Below are 19,698 nucleotides of genomic sequence, written 5' to 3'. Positions count from 1 at the left end.
CCTTCATATGCCGAATTCCTCAGAAAAACCCACCATCATCTTTGACATGGATGGTACGCTTCTCGATCTTGCTTATGATGATTTCATCTGGAATCATCAACTCCCTATTCGCTATGCAGAAAAGCATAACTGTACACTCGAACAAAGTACCCAAGCGCTATTTCAGTTTTACCAACAATACAATCATACCTTAAATTGGTATTCCACACGCTTCTGGAGTGCAAAAGTAGGGGTTGATACATTGGCGCTGCAACAGGAATTTCAACACAAAGTAACTTTACGTCCAGGATGTATTGAACTACTGGAATATCTTAAAGCTCATGGCTATGCCTGCTGGATTGCAACCAATGCAGATTGTGAAGGCCTGAAATTCAAACTTGAACAGACCCGGATTGCACATTACTTTGATGTCATAATCAGTAGTGAAGTGATTGGTCACGCCAAAGAAAACATCGAATTTTGGCAGAAACTCCATTCACTGCACCCCTTTCAGGTCGAACATACCTATTTTATTGATGACACTGAAAAAGTACTCAAAGGTGCAGAAAAATTTGGTATCCAGCATTTAATTACCATTGCCCAGCCCTCATCTCAAAAAGAAGTTAGGACTGAAAGTTCCTATCCCATTTTACAAGAGCTGACCGATTTAATGGTGATCTTAGAACAAGCTGAGGATCTGAAAAAATATGCCTAATTCTTCTCAACAGAACAATGTTGAAAGTATGCGTGTTGACAAATGGTTGTGGGCAGCACGTTTTTTTAAAACACGTTCAACATCCAAAGCTGCCATTGAAGGCGGTAAAGTCCATCATAACGGTGAACGGGTTAAAGTTTCCAAAGAAGTTCGTGTCGGTATGGAACTCACCATCCAGCAGGGTTTTGACCGTAAAACTGTCGTCATCAAGGCCTTATCCGCCGTTCGCGGTGCAGCACCGATTGCCCAGCAACTTTATGAAGAAACCGAAGTGAGTGTTGCAAGACGAGAGTTGATTGCCACCCAAAGAAAGTTGCATAATCTAGCCCGACCTGAACATAGGCCGAGTAAAAAAGATCGAAGACAAATCAGTAAATTCAAACAAGATAATGATCAGCAGTTCGATCAGTACTGATCATATCATGATTAGAAGCTGTTGATATTTAAGCGTCACATTCTGTCGCATTCGACTGAATTGATATAGTACATAAGGAATGAATCTGTCACTATACTTGGGTGGAACACGTTTGAAAGCAACACATCCACTTAAGTGAATATTTTTGTGACATCGTTTTGAGGTTGTGAGATGGATGATAATAAAAGCAAGGCGCTGAATGCTGCCCTAAGCCAGATTGAAAAACAGTTTGGTAAAAATACAGTAATGCGCCTTGGTGATAATACTGTACAGGCCGTTGAAGCGGTCTCTACAGGCTCTTTAACCCTGGATATTGCTCTGGGTATTGGTGGTTTACCTAAAGGCCGTATCGTTGAAATTTACGGCCCTGAATCTTCAGGTAAAACCACCATGACTTTGCAAGCCATTGCAGAATGTCAAAAAGCGGGCGGTACATGTGCGTTCATTGATGCCGAACATGCGCTTGATCCGCAATATGCCCGCAAGTTAGGCGTAGACATCGACAATCTTTTGGTGTCACAACCGGACAATGGTGAACAGGCTCTTGAAATTGCCGACATGCTGGTACGCTCTGGCGCGATTGACCTGATCGTAGTCGACTCCGTTGCAGCCCTAACCCCACGCGCGGAAATTGAAGGTGAAATGGGTGACTCGCATATGGGTCTGCAAGCCCGTTTAATGAGCCAGGCACTCCGTAAAATCACCGGTAATGCAAAACGCTCTAACTGTATGGTGATCTTCATTAACCAGATCCGTATGAAGATTGGCGTGATGTTTGGTAGCCCTGAAACCACAACAGGTGGTAATGCGCTTAAATTCTACGCTTCCGTACGTCTGGATATCCGCCGTATCGGGCAAGTGAAGGAAGGTGATGAAATCATCGGTTCCGAAACCCGCGTAAAAGTCGTGAAGAACAAGATGGCGCCTCCATTTAAAGAAGCGGTATTCCAGATTCTGTATGGTAAAGGCGTGAACCACTTAGGCGAATTGATTGACCTCGCCGTACAGCAAGAGATCATCCAAAAAGCTGGCGCATGGTATTCTTATCAGGGCGATAAAATTGGCCAAGGTAAAAACAACGTGATTCGCCATCTGGAAGAAAATCCACAAATTGCAGTAGAAGTGGAAAAACTGATTCGTGAACAACTCCTTACTACGGGTACAGTACCAGTAGAAGATAAAGACGAAGCGAAACCAGACTTTTTAGATGCTTAATTTCCAGCATAATAAAAGTTAAACTGTAAAACGCCCTACGGGGCGTTTTATATTTGATGTGATATAGCCCCTTATGAGCAATCCCAAATTTCCCAATATGCTGGATTATCAAGCACTCAAGCAACAATTTAATGAGTCGCCTGGAGAGTTGTCCACCTGTTCGATTCCGCCTAAAGAATCCGATGCTTTACACTTTGAAAATCCATCTGAACCAAAAGCTCAAGGCTTGACTGGCACACGCTTACGTTCCTACGCTTTTGCAGTATTGACACGTAAGGAATACTCAAAAGCGGATCTGATCGAGAAACTTGCACTTTATGCCGTGGATCGTGATGAAGTACTAAAACTGGTGGATGAACTGGCGAGTGAAAATTATCAGAGTGATCAACGTGTAGCTGAAATGATGCTGTCGAGCCAGAAACGTAAAGGTAAAGGTCCAAACCGCATCAAGATGGCATTAAAATCAAAAAAAATTGATAGCAGTCTAATTCAGGATGAATTAAAAGAAACAGACTGGAATGAACAAGCCTATCAACTGAAAGTAAAAAAATTCGGTCTTGATGTTGAAAAAGAGCCAAAACTGAAAGCCAAACAAATACGCTTTTTGATGTATCGTGGGTTTGAAATGGATGCAATTATGAAAGCAATTAGCAAAAAAGCAGATGAAATATAAATATAGGGAAATATGAATTATTATAAAAATTGGTGGCAACCCTACCAGCAAACCTTCGGCACATCATAGTTCTACTACCGTTGCTACCTTCCGGTCCTGGCGGGGTTCGTAGAGTACAATTGCGAAGTAACCGGCAGGGCTACCATTGCAAGAACAGAGTATAGAGATTTTTAATTAACTTGCAAGTACTCCAACCTGTTTTCTAGCAACATTACTTTTGTTTGCTTATTAAAAAAACAATCTTGATTAAAAACAGCATTCTTGAATGTTTTTATCTGCACAATCAATTACTTTAAAACTATGACAAGATTGTAAACGCATATTGCATTTCATGGGCCGGACGTTTTTAATGTCGTCATGTCTTTTAAATGGTCACACTCTAAAATCTTGTATTTAGAACGGACCGAAAAATACAAAATGGATGTTTTTTATGATGCTCAAACAGCATGCCTTATGCGTACTCACCTTCTTGGGTTCGGCTTCACTTTACGCCAATGTCCCGATTGAATCACGCGGCTTGAGTCAAAACAACAGTATTGACCTCAGTGCCAACAATGTGGCTATGAACCCAGGTGCAACAGTTGCCAATGTGCCAACCAATTTAAATTGGCAAATCATGCAAAAAAACCAGCAATTAGAAAATGACATTCGCGTATTACGCGGCAAAATTGAAGAACAGGACAACGAAATTGAACAGCTTAAACACGAATTGACCAATCGCTATACCGACTTGGACCAACGTCTGGAACTTCTGCAACAGAAAGTAGACCCAGAAAGTGCAGCTCCAGAGGAGGATAACCAACAGGATACTTCTCCCAGCAGCTCAAACAGCCAAGCCACAGTAGCATCTCATACATCCGCTAAAGAAGTGGCTCCAGCAACAGCCAAGCAAGCAGCACCCGCCAATGCTCAGCCCTCTTCAACTGAACTTGATAAAGCAGCCTATACTGTAGCGCTGGATGCTTATAAACAAGGCGGTGCAAAAAAAGCCATTGCTCCTATGCAAAACTTTATCAAGAACAATCCCAATAGTATCTACATTAGTAATGCCTATTTCTGGCTCGCTGAATTTAATCTGGCCGTGGAACCGACCAATTATGCAGAAGCTAAAAAGAACTATAATATCGTGGTCAATCAATACCCCAATTCTGCCAAGGCATCACGTTCCCTATATCAACTCTACAATATAGCCAAAGATGTCGATCACAATATGACTCTCGCCAACCAGTTAAAAATAAAATTACAAAAAAATTATCCCAAATCTGAAGAAGCTGGATATTTAAAGAAATAAAGACAAAAAAAGACACCTTAATAGGTGTCTTTTTTATAGCAGTATATTCGATTAACGAACAATACCACGCTTGGATTGCTCTAATGAATCAATCAATAACTGTACTTCAGGAGCCTCAGGCAACAGGTCGGTGCGAATCTGCTGTATGGCCTGCTCAGTGGTTAAAGCTTCTTTATAAATCAATTTAAAGGCTTGACGTAAGGCCTGGATCACATCTTTAGACCAACCCTTACGACGCATACCTTCAACATTCATGGCAAAGGCATGCGCTGGATTACCTGAAACCATGACATAAGCAGGTACATCTTTTAAGATTAACGAAGCACCACCAATCATGCTGTAAGAATCAATTTTGCAGAATTGATGAATACCTGAGTTCCCACCCACGACCACATAATCTCCAACCTGAACATGTCCGGCAACACCAACATTATTGGCAAAAATATTATGATCGCCCACCACACAGTCATGTGCAATATGTGTATTGACCATCAATAAATTATGACTACCGATTTTGGTAAGACCTTGATCTTGAACCGTACCACGATGCAAGCTGCAATGCTCACGAATAGAGTTATGATCGCCAATTTCAAGCCAAGTCTCTTCGCCAGCATATTTTAAATCCTGACAAACTTCACCCACACTCGCGAACTGGAATATTTCGTTGTTTTTCCCAATACGAGTATAACCACCAACCACTACATGTGCATGTAGCTTGGTGCCCTCACCAATGGTGACCTGTGGCCCAATAATACAATAAGGGCCAATTTGTACATCTGCAGCAATGACTGCAGATGAGTCTATAATGGCGGTTGGGTGAATTAAATCGTTATTACTCATGCCTGCTCTATTTTCTGATGCGAAACCGTAATTTCCGCGGTTGTTGCTACAACGCCATCCACTGTGGCGATACAATTATATTTGTAAATTCCACGTTTGTGCATAACCAATTCTGATTTTAATACCAATTGGTCACCAGCAACGACCTGTTTTTTAAAACGGACTTTTTCAACACCCGCAAAAAGGAACAATGATCCTGGACCAGGTTTTTCATTATTCATGATAAAACCAAGTATACCAGAGACTTGAGCTAATGCCTCAACAATCAAAACGCCTGGCATAATCGGGTAGCCCGGGAAGTGCCCCTGTAAAAACTCTTCGTTGATTGAAACATTCTTATAGCCCACAATGCCATTGTCAGTCACATCTACAATGCGATCGACCAACAAGAATGGATAGCGGTGAGGTAAATATTCACGAATTTGTTGAATGTGCATTGGCAATTCAGGTTTCGTAAATGCAGGAGTATTCGACTCAGTCATCATATCTATTTACGCTTAAAAGTTGATTCAAGGGACTCGATTTGAGCCTGTATATGATCAAGCCGTTTAAGTAACTGGGTCAATGGCACATCTGCTAATTGTTTAAAGCGTACTGCAGCCCGTTTCCAGTGCAAACTTTCCAGCATTGGTGTGCCAGAAGAATAGCTTCCTGCCTCAGAAATACTTTTTGTGACCATTGACATACCGGTAATTGTGACATTGTCGGCAATATTAATGTGACCTACCACTCCCACTGCTCCAGCCAGTACACAGTTTTTGCCAATTGTTGTGCTACCGGCTATACCACATTTCGCAGCAAGTGCTGTATTTGCACCAATTTTTACGTTATGGGCAATTTGCACAAGATTATCAATAATGACACCATCTTCCAGAATAGTATCATCGAGTGCGCCACGGTCAATGCTGCAATTTGATCCAATTCTGACATCATTTCCGATTTTAACTGAACCTAATTGTGCAATACGATGCCATTTACCTTGGTAAGGAGCGAAACCAAAGCCTTCTCCCCCAATCACGGTATTGGCATGAATACGGACACGATCCCCAATTTTTGTGTCACCAGTTAATGTGACATGTGAATCGATAAAGCATTGCTGACCAATTTCGACATCATCATCAATTTTAACGTGTGACTGAATGACGGTGTCATCACCCACCACACAATGCTCCCCAATAACAACATAATGTCCAATATAGGCACTATCGGCAATTATGGCAGAAGGGTGAATTTGAGCTGTACTTTCTATGCCCTGATGCAGATTTTTCTTTTCAAATACATGCGTCAGAATGGCAAAAGCCAGATAAGGATTGTCAACTACAATAAAATTATTGTGCGTATCTAACTGATTTTTTAGAGAGGAAGTAACGATCAATGCACCCGCTTTTGAAGCGCGTGCCTGATCCAGATATTTATCAGCATTTACAAATGCAATATGTTTCGCTTGAGCTGCATCCAAGCTGGCCAATCCTTCTAATATTAAATCAGATTGACCTACGTGCTCGCCCTGTACCAGACGGGCAAGATCTTCTAAGCGAAATTGTCTAGGATTCATTGATTACTTAATAACGTTAACCTTTTGAATCATTTTATCAGTTAAATCATATTTAGGGTCATAAGCAAGTGCGGAATTTTTATTCAAAACAATATCCAAGTTATTTTCTTTACGTAATTGTTCTGCCACTTGCTTGACTCGAGCCCCTAAAGTCTTGTTCATCATCTGAATCATAGACTGAACGGTTGACTGTACACTTTGCTGCAGCGTATTAAACTCTTTTAGCTGAGTCTGAAATTGCACAGACATTTTTTGCTTTTCAGCATCAGATAAATTAGGCGTTTGCTGAGCACGTTGCTGTAGAGCTTCGAGTTCTTTAGCTAACTGTTCCAGTTTAGTGGTTTGCGGCTTGACTTTTTGCTGCAAAGAAACATTCTGCTGTTTTAAATAAGTGCTATTTTCTACCACTTTTTCCAGATCAACCACCCCATAACCAGCGGCATGTACCATCGACGTACTCGCCAAGCCGGCAAAAACAAGGCTCATTAATATTTTCTTCATACACATATCCTCTTTAAACCCATTGAGGGTCGCACTTAGAAAGTACGACCAATTTCAAATTGGATATTTTTAGTATTATCACCGTCTTTTTCATTTAACGGATAAGCATAGCTGAGAGATAGTGGCCCAATCATGGTAATCCAAGTAAAACCTGCACCTACGCTATAACGCATATTACCTGCATCAAAGCCGAAGTTATCTTCGCAATATTGTTTCGCATTGACTTGAGTATTAGTCGAATCCAGATATAAGTTTCCTTTTGGAATATCACATTGAGTATCAAATACTTGTGCACCTTCAGCAAACAGTACCGGGCGAACCTGACGAGTCCAATCCCCTTTAAACGGTAGAGGTAAAGCCAGTTCGGTACCAAATTGTACTAAAGCATTACCACCGACTTCTTCCTGACTATAATCTTTAGCTCTTGACTCATTATAAGTAACTCCAGGATATTTAGGACCTAAAGTACTGTTGTCATAACCACGTACTGAACCAAAACCACCGGCATAGAAATTTTTATAGAATGGCAAGTCGTTACCATAACCCAACTTACCATAACCACGTAATACAAAGCCCTTACCTAAAGGCTGGAAGGCTTGGGCATCATAAGTAATTTTTTGATATTCCACATCACTGCCTGGAAGTGCAATTTCACCATTCACGCGATGTGACATACCTGATGTCGGAAACACTGGACGGTTTAAAGTATTATAAGACCAACCTAAATTAAGGTTATAGGTTAGGAAATCACCGTTAAACTTATTATCAAAATCTACCTGCTCTCCATCACAAGAATACCCTGTAATTTTGCTTGGATCAGCCGGGTCTTCATATAAAGCAACTTGCTGCCCTACACAAACATTTTCAGCACGACCTGTCGCTTTACCACCATTCGCTAGCAAATAGTCACGAACATAAGTAGATACATACGGACCTGTAGTCACTTCTGTTTGGTCGATATTTAGACCTGCACTAATACTCTGGTTCTCATCAATTGGATAACCGAAGTTGATACCACCACCAAAGCTGTCCGTTACATAGTTATTGACGTTATAGTTATTATCCAGCTTGGTTTTACGGTAATACATGTTATAACCGCGACGTACACCATCAATGGTGAAGTATGGATCAGTTACGCTTAAATTATAATAGTCTTGTGTTTCTGAACGTGACAAGTCAATTGATACCGCATTACCTGTACCCAAGAAGTTGGTTTGACTTAAGCCCGCCTGGAAGGTTACACCACCACTTTGCGAGAAACCGACTGCCAGTGTACTGGTACCTGAATGCTGTTCCTCAACATTGACGTTCAAATCAACCTGGTCAGGTACGTTTGGAATACGTGCCGGTTTAATATCGACTGTTTTAAAGAAACCTGTACGTTCTAGACGGACTTTAGATAAATCAATTTTTTCATTGCTGGCTAATGCACCTTCCATCTGGCGCATTTCGCGACGTAATACCTCATCGGCTGTTTTGCTATTACCGGTAAAGTTGATACGACGCACAGTGACTTGCTGACCAGGATTAATATAATAATTCAAATCAACCTGTTTGGTTTCTTTATTAATTTCAGGAACAACATTCACTTCAGCATAGTAATAACCAGCATTACCATACTTACGCAGTAAAAGCTGCTTGACCGCATTGACTTTTTCTTGAGAATAAATATCACCATCTTTATAAATTTGCAGTGCTTTTAATTCTTCAGGTTTGTAAAGTGCATCGCCCAGGAACTTGCTTTGTCCAAATTTAAATTGTTCGCCTTCATCTACAGCAACTTCGACAAAGATATTCTTTTTATCTTCACTCAAATTCAAACTCGAGTTGGTGATATTGAAATTGATATAACCCTTGTTTAAATATAAAGCACGCAAAGCTTCAAGGCTGGCTGCCATCTTTTCACGCGCATAGCGATCGTTACGGGTAACAATCGAACTCCAACCACTTTCCTTAACGGCAAAAGCTTGCTTAATATCGCTTTCTTTAAAAACGGTATTGCCAATAATATTGATATCAACAACTTTAGCTGCCTTACCTTCAACAAAATCAATGGTTAAATCAACACGATTATTGGGTTTGGCAGTCGTGATGACCTTAACATCGGCATCATAACGACCTTGCTGCATATACTGCTGTTCAAGTTCAGTTTCAATGGTTTGCAAAGCAGATTTTTTCAAAACCTCGCCTTCTGCAATCCCCATTTTTTTCAGCCCTTCTTCCAGAGCTTCTTTAGGAATAAGTTTATTCCCCTTGAACTCAACCTTGGAAATAACCGGGCGTTCTACCACGCTAAAAACAATCGTATCTGCTTGTTGAGATGCCTTGATATCATCAAACAGGCCAGTGGCATACAAGGCACGAATCGCATTTGCAATGGTCGCATCATTAACCCGATCGCCAGCATTGACAGGCAACACTCCATAAACATTTTCTGGCGTTAAGCGAACAAGTCCATCAATTTTGATATCGCGAACAATGAATTCATCTGCTGCATATACTTGTTGTACTGCTGCCATTGCACTAACGAGTGCCAAAGGCATAAATAAATGTGTGTGCTGCATGCCAGTCTTTTCCGATGTTAATTTATTACATATTTACGTTGTTATAAACGCATGAAGTCATTGAATAGTGCAAGGAGCATCATGCTACCGAGCAGTACCATACCAATTTTTAAACCAAACAATTGTATTTGTTCAGAAACAGGTTTACCACGAATTAGCTCAATAACATAGTAAACCAAGTGTCCACCATCAAGCATTGGTATAGGCAATAAATTTAAAATACCTAAACTCACGCTCATTAAGGCCATAAATGAGATAAAGGTTTGCCAACCCATTTCCGCACTTTGCCCTGCTACCTTGGCAATGGTGATCGGTCCAGATAAATTATCCAGCCCAATTAAACCACGAACCATCTTAACCATCGAGTTCAAAATCATACCTGAAATTTGGCCCGTTTTATCAATAGCCATCACCAGTGCTTCAGTCGGACTATATTGAATGGTTTGCTTATATTCTTCGGGAATGGTTATTTTTCCAGGGGTACTTTGTACACCAAGCATACCTGAAACATTACCCATGCTGTCACGCTTGGCTTGTGGCATCACCTGTAAATGTAGCTGTTGATTTTGACGTAATACATCTATTTTTAATAATTTTTCTGGAGAAGCCTGAACAACTTGAACAACATCGAACCAGTCATTCATTTTCACGCCATCAATGGCCACAATTTTGTCGCCTTCTTTCATCCCCTGACGAATAGCTGCACCACCTTCACTCAGCTTGCTGACCACGGGAGCAATATATGGACGGTATGGCATAAAGCCCAAACTGTCCAATGCAGACTGGTCTTGATTTTTTAAGAAGTTCTGGATAGGCAAGTAAAAGGTTTGCAACTGACCGTGACGGTCTGCCTGAATTTCAATAGAACCGGTTTCACCAACACGATCCACCAAGGCAAAATTTAACTTTTCCCAAGTTGTGACTTGCGTTCCATCGACTGTTGTAATTTTGTCACCAACCTGCATTTGAGCTGTAGCTGCCGGGGTATTTGGCAACACTTTACCCACACGAGTGTTCAATTGTTCTTGCGATGGAATAAACAAAACCCAAAACAATAAGACGGCAAAAACCAGATTGATGAACGGCCCGGCAGCAACAATTGCAATCCGTTTCCAGGGATGCTGACGGTTGAATGCCTTAGGTAAATCCTCTTCAGCAACGCTGCCTTCCCGTTCATCCAGCATTTTGACATAGCCACCTAACGGCAATGCTGAAAGCTGATATTGAATGCCCGATTTTTTAGAGGTCCACTTGACTAAGGTCGGCCCAAAGCCAATCGAATAAACTAAAACTTTAACACCCAGTTTACGCGCAACAATATAATGTCCAAACTCATGAATCGCAATGAGCGGTCCAAGAAGTAAAATTGCTGCCACAATCATAAACAAGGCACTCATTTTTTAGCTTCCTTTATTGATGACAATTTGCTGGGCAACAGATCGAGCCATTTGATCGACTTGTAAAATACGCTCAATCGACTCTGCAGCGCCCCCTTCAACCTGACTTAAAGTCTGTTCGACTACCTGAGGAATTTCTGTAAAGCCAATGGCACTTTTCAAAAAGGCAGCAACAGCAATCTCATTGGCAGCATTTAGAATCGCAGGTGCCAAACCGCCCGTTTGCATGGCCTGACGTGCAAGTTTTAATGCTGGAAAACGCAGTGTATCAGGTTCCTGAAAATCCAGTTGTTGATGGACAAACAGGTCAAGTGCAGGAACATGGGTTTGAATACGCTCTGGCCATGCAAGTGCATGCGCGATTGGCGTACACATATCAGGATTGCCCATTTGTGCCAAAGTCGACCCATCCACATATTGAACCATAGAATGAATGATACTCTGTGGATGTACCACCACTGTTACAAACTGTTCTGAAATTGCAAAGAGATGGCAGGCTTCGATCAGCTCCAGTCCTTTATTCATTAAAGTTGCCGAATCAACTGAAATTTTCTGACCCATAGACCAGTTAGGATGCTTGCATGCCTGTGCAGGAGTCACATTTAGCAGTTGCTCCCGACTATGGTTTAAAAATGGACCACCCGATGCGGTTAGCAGAATGCGCGACACCCCCTGTTTAGGTTGCCCATTGCGCTCTGCCTGAAAATAACCGGCAGGCAAACATTGAAAAATCGCATTATGCTCAGAATCGACTGGAAGCAATTCAGCCTGATAATCACGTGCTGCCTGCATCATGAGATCACCCGACATCACCAGTGCTTCTTTGTTGGCCAGCAAGACACGCTTACCGGCTTTAACTGCAGCCAAGGTTGGCAATAAGCCCGCAGCACCCACAATGGCTGCCATAACCACATCGACATCTGCATGTTCAGCAACAGCAATCAAACCCGCTTCATCAGTCAGAATTTCAATATCTGTTAAAGAATGATCATGAAAATATTGCTGTAATTCTTTAACACGACTAGAAGGAACGACCACGACTTTTGGCCGATATTGTTTGCATATCGCAACGAGTTCTAAAATTCTGCTATGCGCCGTGACTGCAAAAACAGAATACTTTTCAGGATGCTGTTGCAGAATTTTTAAGGTACTTTGACCGATTGAACCCGTTACACCTAATATACAAACAGATTGTGACATCTATAAATCTACACCAATAAGTTTCAAAACATACATGCCTGCAGCAAAAATTGGAGCAGCAGCAAGCAATGAATCAATACGGTCAAGCACCCCACCATGTCCTGGCAGAATACGACCCGAATCTTTAATTCCAGCACGACGTTTAATCATGGATTCAAACAGGTCGCCCAGAACCGAACTAAATACGGTAATCACAGATAAAATTAAAAACAAGATATGCTGTGCCAGAGTTAAATCCAAATAAAGGATTTCTACCGCTACCACAATCAGCATGGCAGTAAAAATACCACCATATAAACCCTCTACTGATTTATTGGGACTGACATCTGGAGCAAGTTTTTTCTTGCCCAGTTTACGCCCAACAAAATAAGCACCGCTATCTGCCCCCCATACCAGTAAAAACAGGTACATGAGCCACCATGGCGAGCTATGCCATACAGAGAAAATTGCGGTGACTGCAGCAGAAACTAAAATAAATCCGATAATCTTTAAGCTGGAATTGTACCATCCATCATAGTTTGGATACGATTTAACCCAAAAAATACTGCAGATCCAGCAAATAATGGAAGCTGCCCAAAGTAGCAGAGCAATATCATTAAAATACAATGCTAAAGTTGCTAAAGCGGCAGTGGCAAGTCCATAAACCCAGGCTAAGGGCTTAATAAGATTTTTATTCTTTCTTGGCATAAGCTTAAACCACTCATACCCTGCAACCCCTGCTGCAACAATCATCAGCATAAACATTGGATACTGAGACTGTGTAGCAAACATACAACTCAGTACAACTGCTACCAATACCAATGCGGTTATAATCCGCTCTAACATTTATTAATTCTCAAGTTTCTCTTGTTGGATTTGCTCTGAAGTTTTACCAAAACGACGTTCACGTCCAGCAAAGACCGCAAATGCATCATCTAATTCTTCTACAGTAAATTCAGGCCACAAGGTTGGGGTAAAATATAGCTCAGCATACGCTGCTTGCCAAAGTAAAAAATTTGACAAACGATAATCACCCCCTGTACGAATGAGTAAATCTACAGCAGGTAAATCGGCCATGCAGACGTGTTGCCCAAAAAGCTCCACGTCAATATCGTCAACCGCAACTTTTTTCGCCAGCACATCTGCTGCAATCTGTTTGGCAGCCTGAGCCATATCCCACATACCACCATAACTGATGGCAATGGTTAAAGTCATGCTGTCGAACTTAGCAGTCCTTTGTTCAGCTTGCAACATTAACTCGCGCAAACGGTCGGACAAACGTGAACGGTCGCCAATAAAACGTAAGGCAATATTGAATTTTTCCATCCGTGGCAATTGCTCATGAATGGTTTCTTCCAACAGTAGCATGAGCAAATCGACCTCAAACTGAGGGCGATTCCAGTTTTCACTGGAAAATGCAAAAACGGTTAGCGCTTGAATATGATTTTTTCTACAGTGTTCAACAATCGGATCCAGGACATTTTTCCCTTCCCGATGCCCTGCACCTTTTTGCATTTGCTTTTTTTTTGCAAAACGATTGTTGCCATCCATGATGATGGCAACATGTTTTGGAAGAAGCATATTATCTTCTGACACGGTCATTCAATCTTAGACCTTCATCAATTCAGCTTCTTTAGCAGCCAGACGTTTTTCAACTTCAGCAACAAATTTATCAGTGATCTTCTGAATGTCATCACCTGCACGACGCTCATCATCTTCAGAAATTTCTTTTTCTTTCAATAATGACTTGATGTCACCCAACACATCACGGCGAATGTTACGAATGGCAACTTTGGCATTTTCAGCCTCATTACGTGCAACTTTCTGCATGTCACGACGTGTTTCTTCAGTCAGTGCCGCCATCGGTACACGAATCGCGTCAGCCGTAATTGGGTTCAAGCCCAAGTCTGATTCACGGATCGCCTTATCAATTGCAGAGACCATTGAACGTTCAAATGGCTGAACCAGCAATGTACGCGAGTCTTCAACACCCACGTTCGCCACCTGGTTTAATGGCACATCCGAGCCATAGTAAGGAACCATAACACCGTTCAGGATGGATGGATGCGCGCGTCCTGTACGAACCTTGGCAAAACCATGCTCCAAAGACTCAAGCGTCTTGTTCATACGGTCTTCAGCGTCTTTTTTAAGATCGTTAATCATGTGATCTTCCTTACTTAATTCTAAGAGATGTAATAACTAAATAGCATGTAGTATAAAGAGCTTTCAGGCTCACGTACATTAATTCGTAACGTGAGTCCCTTCTTTTTCACCCATAACGACTGAAAGCAATGAACCTGCTTTGTTCATGTCAAAGACTTGAAGTGGCACGTTATGATCACGACATAAGCAAATCGCAGTTAAATCCATCACACCTAGTTTTTCATCAAGTACCTGATCGAAAGTCAGTGTTTCGTATTTCACCGCATCATCGTATTTGCTTGGGTCTTTATTATAAACACCATCCACTTTAGTTGCTTTTAGGATCAGGTTGGCTTCAATTTCGATACCACGTAAGCAGGCTGCTGTATCGGTAGTAAAGAACGGATTACCCGTACCGGCAACAAATACACAGACTTCGCCTTGAGTTAAATGACGAATCGCATCACGGCTTGAATAAGATTCAACCACAGCACCAATTGGAAGTGCTGACATTAAGCGGGTTTTAATGTTACGGCGCACCAAAGCATCACGTAATGCCAGACCATTCATTACCGTAGCTAACATGCCCATCTGGTCACCGGTTACACGGCCAACAAGACCATCTTTTTGCAATTGGCTACCACGGTACAGGTTACCACCACCCACTACAATACCCACCTGAACACCCAAACCGACCAAGTGCGCAATCGCAAGGGACATTTGATCAAGCACAGTGGCGTCAATACCCATATCTTTATTTCCAGCCAGTGCTTCACCAGAAAGTTTCAATAAAATACGTGCATAACGGGGCTTTTTTGAGTCCAACATCAGGAAATCTCCAAATCTTCCAATATCTAAAATTTTATTCGTGTAGTTAAATTAAAAATCAGGCTGATTTAATGCGAATTAACTTTGCATACAAGTCATATTCATCAGCATCAGTAATTTCCACTTCCAGCAAATCACCCGCTTTAATCTGAGTTTTATCAATATCTTCTACAAAGACATTACCGTCAATTTCAGGTGCATCAGCATAAGAACGCGCCACTGCCACCGGGAATTCATCTTCCAGATCATCCACCAGCACAGTCATGGTTTGGCCAATGCGTTTTTGCAGTTTGGCTGCTGAAATTTCCTGCTGAACCTGCATGAAACGCTCATAGCGATATTGCTTGATTTCTTCAGGCACATGATCCGGCAAATCATTGGCAGTTGCACCTTCAACGGGTGAGTAAGTAAAGCAACCTACGCGATCAAGCTGAGCTTCTTTGAGCCATTCCAATAGCATTTGGAAGTCTTCTTCTGTTTCGCCAGGGAAACCCACCACAAAAGTTGAACGAATCACCAAATCTGGACATTTTTCACGCCACAATTTTAAACGCTCCAATGTATTTTCACTGTGCGCTGGACGTTTCATCAGTTTCAGGATTTTAGGGCTGGCATGCTGGAATGGAATATCCAGATAAGGTAGGATTTTACCTTGTGCCATCAAATCAATGACTGCATCCACATGCGGATATGGATAGACATAATGTAAACGTACCCAGATGCCTAATTGACCCAATGCTTCACACATGTCAAAGAATTTGGTTTTAACTGGCTGGCCATTCCAGAAATCGAGTTTGTACTTGGTATCTACACCATAAGCAGAAGTATCCTGAGAAATCACCAGGACTTCTTTCACACCTGCACGCTTGAGCGCTGCTGCCTCTTCAAGTACAGAACCGACCGGACGTGATACCAGGTCACCGCGCATGCTTGGAATAATGCAGAAGGTACAACGATGGTTACAGCCTTCTGATATTTTTAGATAGGCATAATGTTTAGGGGTTAAACGAATACCCTGCTCCGGAACAAGGTCAATAAACGGATTATGTTTTGGTGGTTCAGGCACGTACTGGTGTACGGCTTCCATCACTTCTTGATATGCTGCAGCACCCGTCACTTTAAGGACATTGGGGTGCATCTGGCGAATTTTTTCTTCATCTTTACCCAAGCAACCAGTCACAATCACACGACCATTTGCACTCATGGCTTCGCCAATTGCATCTAAAGATTCTTGTACTGCAGATTCAATAAAACCACAGGTATTAACAACTACTAAATCAGCACCATCGTAATCCGATGCTACATCATAACCTTCAGTCTTCAACTGAGTTAAAATTCGTTCGGAATCTACCAATGCCTTAGGACAACCTAAAGAAACAAAACCGACTTTGGGGGATTTCATGAATCTGCGCTCCACTATAATGCGCGTATTGTATGTCTTTTCCAATCATAAAAACAGGTGGAATCCCGACTCTTTATATTACGCACCAAAATACGGCTATATTTTTAGCAAATAATTCAAACGCACCATTTTGGTTCACTAATAATTATATTTCTATTACTATGAAATTGGAATTCTGTTATCAAAAACAAAAAAGCACAGTTTTATAGCGGCAGAATTTATATTTACCTCCATGCTCAAAGTTGGCGTGCATTTTGCTTTATTTCGACCACGTTTAACTCGTTGAATGTCCCATAACAGGGAGAAATGAAAAGAAGTGCAGATGCCATTGCGCTATTTTAATACAGGATGCTTTCGCAAATGGATCAACCCGTCGCTATCGACTATCGCCTTTTAGTGGATAATTTAACCACTGCAGTTTTATTGGTCGACAGTAACCTGAATATTTTTTATTTGAATTCTTCTTGCGAATCCTTGTTCGACATCAGTTTACTGCGGGCGGCGGGACAGCCGGTGTTAAATTTGCTGCATATGCCGGATGATGAGTTCAATACTGAAGAAGCCTTACTCAATACTTTTACAACCGGACAGCCCTATACCCGTCGCGAAGCCACCATTAGTGTCAATTTTAAAGATATTCATGTCGATTACACCGTATCTCTGATTAATTCACAGAAACCCTATCATCCGCTCCTCTTGATTGAGCTGAATCAAATTGACCGGATGCTGAAAATATCCAAGGAAGAAAACCTGATTCAGCAGCATCAGGTGGCGAGACAACTGATTCGTGGTGTCGCCCATGAAATCAAAAACCCCTTAGGCGGAATTCGTGGCGCTACCCAATTACTGGCGCGCAGCCTGAATGACCCGCAATACAAAGAATTTACCGATATTATCATTAGTGAAGTAGACCGTTTGCGCAATCTGGCCGACACCATGCTCGGCTCCCGCCAGTTACCAAGTTATGAACTGGTCAATGTGCATGAGCCTCTGGAACGTGTACGTTCACTGATTACCAACCAGACCAAAAAGAAAATCAAAATTACCCGCGACTATGATTTGTCCTTGCCTGAAGTAATGGCAGATCGCGACCAGCTGATTCAGGTCATGCTCAATATCAGTGTCAATGCCGTACAGGCCATGATGGAAAACAGAGAATTCTTTGTTGATCATCAACCGGAACTGATTTTAAGAACCCGGATTCAGCGCCTGGTCACCATTAATGGGGTATTAAAACGTTCTGCAGTCCGTATTGATATTGAAGACAACGGTCCCGGCGTTCCGGAAGAAATTTTAGAATCGGTATTTTATCCACTGGTCACAGGACGTGCTAAAGGCACCGGACTGGGCCTGAGCATTGCACAGAATATTATGCACCAACATAACGGAATGATTGAATGCCAATCTGTTCCAGGAAAAACAGTATTTAGCTTATATTTACCTTGGGAGTCTAACCATGTCGCGAAATAAAATATGGGTCATTGATGATGATCGTGCCATGCGCTGGGTTTTGGAAAAAACCTTCAAAGAAGAAGGCTTTGACGTGACCAGTTTTGAAGAGGCACAGTCTGCACTGGATCAGCTCAGCATAGATGCACCTGATGTTATTTTAACTGACATTCGTATGCCTGGCATCGATGGTCTGACTTTCCTGGGCAAAGTCAAAGGCACCCATCCAGATTTACCGGTTATTATCATGACCGCGCATTCAGATCTGGAATCTGCAGTATCCAGCTATCAAACCGGTGCTTTTGAATATCTGCCAAAACCGTTTGATATTGATGAAGCGCTAGCACTGGTCAACCGTGCCATCCTGCATATTGCCAAATTACAGCAGCAAGAATCTGCCAAAGTCACCCCAGCCATTCAATCGACTGAAATTATTGGTGAATCTCCTGCCATGCAGGAAGTGTTTCGCGCGATTGGCCGTTTATCCCAATCGCACATTACCGTATTGATCAATGGTGAATCGGGAACTGGTAAAGAGCTGGTGGCACATGCGTTACACCGCCATTCGCCACGCAGCAGCAAACCTTTTATTGCTTTGAATATGGCAGCCATTCCTAAAGATCTGATTGAAACCGAACTTTTCGGACATGAAAAAGGTGCTTTTACCGGTGCCAACTCACAGCGCCAAGGCCGTTTCGAACAAGCCAATGGTGGCACTCTGTTTCTAGATGAAATTGGTGACATGCCATTTGAAACCCAAACTCGTTTACTGCGTGTTCTGGCAGATGGCGAGTTTTATCGTGTCGGTGGACATATCCCGGTGAAGGTCGATGTACGTATTGTCGCGGCAACGCATCAGGATCTGGAAAAACTGGTGCATGACGGACGCTTCCGTGAAGACTTGTATCACCGTCTAAATGTCATCCGTATTCATATCCCAAAACTGGCCCATCGTCGCGAAGACATTCCTATGCTGGCGCAGCACTTCTTGGCTCGCGCGGGTAAAGAATTAGGTGTCAATCCTAAAATCTTGCGCCCTGAAACCCAGGAATATATGCAACAGCTACCGTGGCAAGGCAACGTGCGTCAGTTAGAAAATACCTGTCGCTGGCTGACTGTCATGATTACCGGACGTGAAGTTTATCCTGAAGACCTGCCTTCAGAACTGAAACAGATTCCAATTCAGCGCTCAGCTGAAGATGCTCAACCTAACAATACATTTGACCGTATTTCACTGCATCATTGGGATGAGTTATTGGGTCAATGGGCCATCCAGAAACTGAAAAATGGTGAAATGAAGATTCTGGACATTGCCACACCCATGTTTGAACGCACGCTAATTACTGCCGCTTTGCAGCAAACCCGCGGGCGTAAACGCCATGCAGCTGAATTACTGGGCTGGGGACGCAATACCCTAACCCGCAAATTAAAAGAGCTAGGCATGGACACTGCTGATGATGATGTAGAAGAAGAAATCGAAAGCTAAACTTTTCTATCCATAAAAAAGCGCCTAAAGGCGCTTTTTTATTATTGTATTTTCACCTAGTAAATAC

Annotated in this window: 19 protein-coding genes and 1 other RNA gene; 7 read left to right on the top strand and 13 right to left on the bottom strand. The window is 42.1% G+C overall.

Features of this window, described 5'->3' with window-relative positions; all coding sequences use genetic code 11:
- The first annotated feature begins 7 nt into the window (after positions 1-7).
- The 4 genes from GTU69_RS03670 to GTU69_RS03655 all read left to right on the top strand — a co-directional run bounded on the left by GTU69_RS03670 (position 8) and on the right by GTU69_RS03655 (position 2,997).
- Entirely contained in the window at positions 8-694 is a 687-nt protein-coding gene (locus tag GTU69_RS03670; protein ID WP_166168218.1) for an HAD-IA family hydrolase, read from the top strand.
- Positions 687-1,109 carry a S4 domain-containing protein gene (locus GTU69_RS03665; RefSeq protein WP_166168215.1) on the top strand — a complete coding sequence of 141 codons (423 nt, stop codon included), beginning with the start codon at positions 687-689 and terminating at the stop codon, positions 1,107-1,109. The genes GTU69_RS03670 and GTU69_RS03665 overlap by 8 nt, the downstream gene beginning before the upstream one ends.
- Before the next feature lie 171 nt (positions 1,110-1,280).
- Complete coding sequence (gene recA / locus GTU69_RS03660; RefSeq protein WP_166168212.1) at positions 1,281-2,324, top strand: recombinase RecA; 1,044 nt, start codon at positions 1,281-1,283, stop codon at positions 2,322-2,324.
- 73 nt (positions 2,325-2,397) lie between these two features.
- Positions 2,398-2,997, top strand: a complete 600-nt coding sequence (locus GTU69_RS03655; RefSeq protein WP_166168209.1) for a regulatory protein RecX — start codon at positions 2,398-2,400, stop codon at positions 2,995-2,997.
- Positions 2,998-3,036: 39 nt separating this feature from the next.
- Here GTU69_RS03655 and ffs read toward each other — a convergent pair.
- Positions 3,037-3,133, bottom strand: an RNA gene (gene ffs, locus GTU69_RS03650) — signal recognition particle sRNA small type.
- A 294-nt stretch (positions 3,134-3,427) separates the two neighbouring features.
- Between ffs and GTU69_RS03645 the strand changes: the two genes are divergently transcribed.
- A complete protein-coding gene (locus tag GTU69_RS03645; protein WP_166168206.1) occupies positions 3,428-4,288 on the top strand; it encodes a YbgF trimerization domain-containing protein in 861 nt (286 codons plus the stop codon).
- Between the two features lie 51 nt (positions 4,289-4,339).
- On the opposite strand, the gene lpxA is transcribed toward GTU69_RS03645, so the two are convergent.
- From lpxA to rimO, 12 genes are all read right to left on the bottom strand, one after another.
- A complete protein-coding gene (gene lpxA, locus GTU69_RS03640) occupies positions 4,340-5,128 on the bottom strand; it encodes an acyl-ACP--UDP-N-acetylglucosamine O-acyltransferase (RefSeq protein ID WP_086196388.1) in 789 nt (262 codons plus the stop codon).
- On the bottom strand, positions 5,125-5,610 hold the full coding sequence (gene fabZ, locus GTU69_RS03635) for a 3-hydroxyacyl-ACP dehydratase FabZ (protein WP_171263214.1): 486 nt from the start codon (positions 5,608-5,610) through the stop codon (positions 5,125-5,127). The genes lpxA and fabZ overlap by 4 nt, the downstream gene beginning before the upstream one ends.
- 5 nt (positions 5,611-5,615) lie before the next feature.
- Complete coding sequence (gene lpxD, locus GTU69_RS03630) at positions 5,616-6,683, bottom strand: UDP-3-O-(3-hydroxymyristoyl)glucosamine N-acyltransferase (protein WP_166168203.1); 1,068 nt, start codon at positions 6,681-6,683, stop codon at positions 5,616-5,618.
- Positions 6,684-6,686: 3 nt separating this feature from the next.
- Positions 6,687-7,184: an OmpH family outer membrane protein gene (locus GTU69_RS03625; RefSeq protein ID WP_166168200.1), complete on the bottom strand. Its 498-nt coding sequence runs from the start codon at positions 7,182-7,184 to the stop codon at positions 6,687-6,689.
- Positions 7,185-7,219: 35 nt separating this feature from the next.
- The gene (bamA, locus tag GTU69_RS03620) at positions 7,220-9,748 is read right to left on the bottom strand and encodes an outer membrane protein assembly factor BamA (RefSeq protein ID WP_205683437.1); all 2,529 of its coding nucleotides are present in this window, start codon (positions 9,746-9,748) and stop codon (positions 7,220-7,222) included.
- Between the two features lie 41 nt (positions 9,749-9,789).
- Positions 9,790-11,145 (bottom strand): RIP metalloprotease RseP, encoded by a 1,356-nt coding sequence (rseP, locus tag GTU69_RS03615; RefSeq protein ID WP_166168197.1) that lies wholly within the window; start codon positions 11,143-11,145, stop codon positions 9,790-9,792.
- A 3-nt stretch (positions 11,146-11,148) separates the two neighbouring features.
- Positions 11,149-12,345 (bottom strand): 1-deoxy-D-xylulose-5-phosphate reductoisomerase, encoded by a 1,197-nt coding sequence (ispC, locus tag GTU69_RS03610; protein ID WP_166168194.1) that lies wholly within the window; start codon positions 12,343-12,345, stop codon positions 11,149-11,151.
- Positions 12,346-13,170, bottom strand: a complete 825-nt coding sequence (locus GTU69_RS03605; RefSeq protein ID WP_166168191.1) for a CDP-archaeol synthase — start codon at positions 13,168-13,170, stop codon at positions 12,346-12,348.
- A 3-nt stretch (positions 13,171-13,173) separates the two neighbouring features.
- Complete coding sequence (uppS, locus tag GTU69_RS03600) at positions 13,174-13,926, bottom strand: polyprenyl diphosphate synthase (protein ID WP_166168188.1); 753 nt, start codon at positions 13,924-13,926, stop codon at positions 13,174-13,176.
- A 6-nt stretch (positions 13,927-13,932) separates the two neighbouring features.
- Complete coding sequence (frr, locus tag GTU69_RS03595) at positions 13,933-14,487, bottom strand: ribosome recycling factor (RefSeq protein ID WP_166168185.1); 555 nt, start codon at positions 14,485-14,487, stop codon at positions 13,933-13,935.
- A 78-nt stretch (positions 14,488-14,565) separates the two neighbouring features.
- Positions 14,566-15,294 (bottom strand): UMP kinase, encoded by a 729-nt coding sequence (gene pyrH / locus GTU69_RS03590; protein ID WP_092819385.1) that lies wholly within the window; start codon positions 15,292-15,294, stop codon positions 14,566-14,568.
- 58 nt (positions 15,295-15,352) lie between these two features.
- Positions 15,353-16,696, bottom strand: coding sequence for a 30S ribosomal protein S12 methylthiotransferase RimO (gene rimO, locus GTU69_RS03585; protein ID WP_166168182.1), 1,344 nt, complete (start codon positions 16,694-16,696; stop codon positions 15,353-15,355).
- Positions 16,697-17,056: 360 nt separating this feature from the next.
- On the opposite strand from rimO, the gene glnL reads away from it, so the two are divergent.
- Positions 17,057-18,166 carry a nitrogen regulation protein NR(II) gene (gene glnL, locus GTU69_RS03580; RefSeq protein ID WP_166168179.1) on the top strand — a complete coding sequence of 370 codons (1,110 nt, stop codon included), beginning with the start codon at positions 17,057-17,059 and terminating at the stop codon, positions 18,164-18,166.
- On the top strand, positions 18,153-19,631 hold the full coding sequence (gene glnG / locus GTU69_RS03575; protein ID WP_166168176.1) for a nitrogen regulation protein NR(I): 1,479 nt from the start codon (positions 18,153-18,155) through the stop codon (positions 19,629-19,631). Before glnL ends, glnG begins: the two co-directional genes overlap by 14 nt.
- The last annotated feature ends 67 nt before the right edge of the window (positions 19,632-19,698 follow it).

This window comes from Acinetobacter sp. SA01 (assembly GCF_011319235.1).
GTDB lineage: Bacteria > Pseudomonadota > Gammaproteobacteria > Pseudomonadales > Moraxellaceae > Acinetobacter.
This window is presented reverse-complemented; position numbering and strand designations above follow the sequence as displayed.